At 75.4% G+C, this 1473-nt stretch carries 1 protein-coding gene; it reads right to left on the bottom strand.

The annotated features are described in order from the left end of the window. Window positions 1–77: 77 nt before the first annotated feature. Window positions 78–1473: serine protease (locus tag DMH12_RS38455; protein ID WP_125495858.1), on the bottom strand; the 1396-nt coding region annotated here is incomplete at its 5' end.

Raw genomic sequence — 1473 nt, 5'->3', positions numbered from 1 at the left:
GGCGTCGATACGTCGGGCGGGCGCAGGCTCGTCGGGCGGTCGTCCGGTCGGGGGCGGTTCATCGTGGCGTCGGCCCGTCAGCCGACGGGTGAGTGCAGCAGGGCCGCGGGCTCGCTGAAGCAGCGGGGGTCGTCCCACAGGAGCTGCACGTCGCGCGCCCAGTGACCGTCGGGGTCGTCGGCCGCCTCCGCCGTCTCGCGCAGTTCCATGACCAGGCGGGGGAGTTGGGACGGCGGCACGTGGGCCACCGACTCCGCCAGCTCGTCGAGGAACGCCGTCCCCGGGCAGGGATCGTCGTGCCCGTCGCCCGAGCATCCCCGGCGCGGCCACAGCAGTACGGGCACGGGGACGGTCAGACCCACCTCGAAGTGCTCCCGCGCCGTCGTCGGCGGGGTGCCGAAACCGGCCAGCTCCGCTTCGTCCCGCAGCCGCTTGCGCAGGCCGGCGGGCCGCTCCGGGGTGCCGCAGTCGACGCGCCGCAGCGGCACGCCCTGACTGGCCCCGAGCTTGCCCCACTTCTTGCGCAGCTGGTGGCGGAGCCGTCCGCTGCGGTGGCGGTGGCGGTCGGTGACGACCAGCGGGTAGGCGCAGCCGAGGGGCGTGGAGTCGTCCTCGCCGCACTCCCAGTGCGCCACCGGTTCGTTCAGCCACTCGCGCGGCAGCACGAAGGTGAGCAGCTCGTCGGCGCCCGGATCGAGCTGGCTGCACGCCTCGTCGACGTGCTCCTGCACGAAGGCGCGCACCGCGCTCCGGGCCAGCCGGCGCGAGCCCACCGGGCGGCGCTGCCCGTCCCGGTAGGCGGACACCTCGACGGTGACCTGGTCGGCGCCGGCGCCGCTGTGGTCGATCTCCACGACGATCGGCGACCAGGTCGTGGGCCGGGACGGCGGTGCGTGCAGCAGCTCCTCCAGCCGGTCGGCGAAGCGGGTCACCGCGTCCGGCTCCGGTACCTCCCACTGGACGTAGGCGGCGGCGTCCCGCAGGGAGGCGAAGCCCTCGTCCGGGGGTGGTGGGTCGAAGGCGTCCGTGGCGGAGGCGTACAGGCGTTTCGGGTCGCAGTCCAGCCCGGTCTCCTCGGCGCGGCGCAGCAGCGCGTACAGCCGTCTGCGCGCGTCCGGACGGTGCCCCGGGGTGGGTACCAGCTCGCCCAGGTCGGGCAAGTGGCGTGCCATGACCTCGACGGGCAGCATCCGGCCGACGCGTACGTCCTTGGCGCCGGCGACCGCGGTGACCATGCCGACGACGGTGCCGTCGGCCAGGGTCAGCGCCGCCCCGCTGAACCCGGCCGCCAGCGGCTGCCCGTGGGCCGTGACCGCCTCCAGCTGGACCCACTCGCCCGAGATGAGCGGGCCGGGCAGGGCCCGGTAGGAGGCGAGCATGCCCTCGTCGTACCCCTTGGGGAAGCCGTAGGCGATCAGCTCGGGGGCGGGGACGGTCCGCTCCGTTCCGGGCCGGGCGAAGACGGCTGGGGCG

Origin of the sequence: Streptomyces sp. WAC 04229 (genome assembly GCF_003947455.1) — a bacterium.
Lineage (GTDB): Bacteria > Actinomycetota > Actinomycetes > Streptomycetales > Streptomycetaceae > Streptomyces.
This window is presented reverse-complemented; position numbering and strand designations above follow the sequence as displayed.